This is a genomic window from Mycobacterium sp. PO1, assembly GCF_017312405.1.
Classification (GTDB): domain Bacteria; phylum Actinomycetota; class Actinomycetes; order Mycobacteriales; family Mycobacteriaceae; genus Mycobacterium.
Window position 1 is genome coordinate 1 of record NZ_BLTG01000080.1, and the last position, 1,125, is coordinate 1,125.

The 1,125-nt window shown below is 68.4% G+C and carries 1 protein-coding gene; it reads left to right on the forward strand.

What is annotated here, in order from left to right; translation table 11 throughout:
• Positions 1-293: 293 nt before the first annotated feature.
• A partial coding sequence (locus tag J3476_RS23160) for an IS30 family transposase (protein WP_207068684.1) occupies positions 294-1,125 on the forward strand: 832 nt, incomplete at its 3' end.

Below are 1,125 nucleotides of genomic sequence, written 5' to 3' on the forward strand. Positions count from 1 at the left end.
CAAGGCGGATTCAACTGGTCGTCGCTACACCTTGACTGTGGAGGTGTTCAGCAGTGGCGACGAAAGACTGGACCGCGAAGACCAGTGATGTGCCCGAGGGTGCTCGTCGGCAGTGGCGTGCGGATCGGGCGTTGCGACCGCCGATGCGTTCGCCCGGGCGGCCTGAGCCCTCGCGGGCGGTGCAGCGGCAGTTCTGGCGGCTGATCGCGACGGGCATCACCTCGGCCGAGGCGGCGCTGAAGGTGGGCGTGTCCGTGCCGGTCGGAGCCCGTTGGTTTCGCCACGCTGGCGGCATGCCACCGATGTCGCTTGCCGTGCCCACCGGCCGCTACCTGTCCTTCGAGGAACGCGAAGAGATCGCGGTTCTGCGCGCTAAGCAGGTCGGCGTTCGTGAGATCGCGCGCAGGATCGGCCGCGACCCGGCAACGATCTCCCGCGAATTGCGACGCAACGCGGCCACGCGCAGCGGCAAGCAGGAGTACCGGGCGTTGGTGGCGCAGTGGAAAGCGCAGCAGACAGCGAAGCGCCCGAAAACGGCGAAGCTCGCGACCAACGACAGGCTGCGCGAGTACGTCCAGGAGCGGCTCGCCGGGAACGTGCGCCGCCCGGACGGCAGCATCGTCGTCGGACCGCAGCCGCCCGCGTGGAAGGGGCTGAACAAACCGCATCGGCAGGACCGGCGGTGGGCGACCGCGTGGAGCCCAGAGCAGATCTCGCACCGGCTCAAGGTCGACTTCCCCAATGATGAGTCCATGCGCATCAGCCACGAGGCGATCTACCAGGCGCTGTTCATCCAGGGCCGTGGCGCGCTCAGACGCGAGCTCGTCACCTGCCTGCGAACAGGCCGCGCACTGCGCCAGCCACGCGCTCGTACGCAGAACCGCCCGCAAGGCCATGTCACCGCCGACGTCGTGTTCTCTCAGCGCCCCGCAGAGGCAGCCGACCGTGCCGTCCCCGGGCACTGGGAGGGCGATCTAATCATCGGTACGGGCCGGTCAGCGATCGGCACGATCGTCGAACGCAAGAGCCGCTCGACCTTATTGGTGCACCTACCGCGACTGCAAGGCTATGGCGAGATACCGCCCGTCAAAAACGGTCCCGCGCTGGGCGGCTACGGCGCCGTCG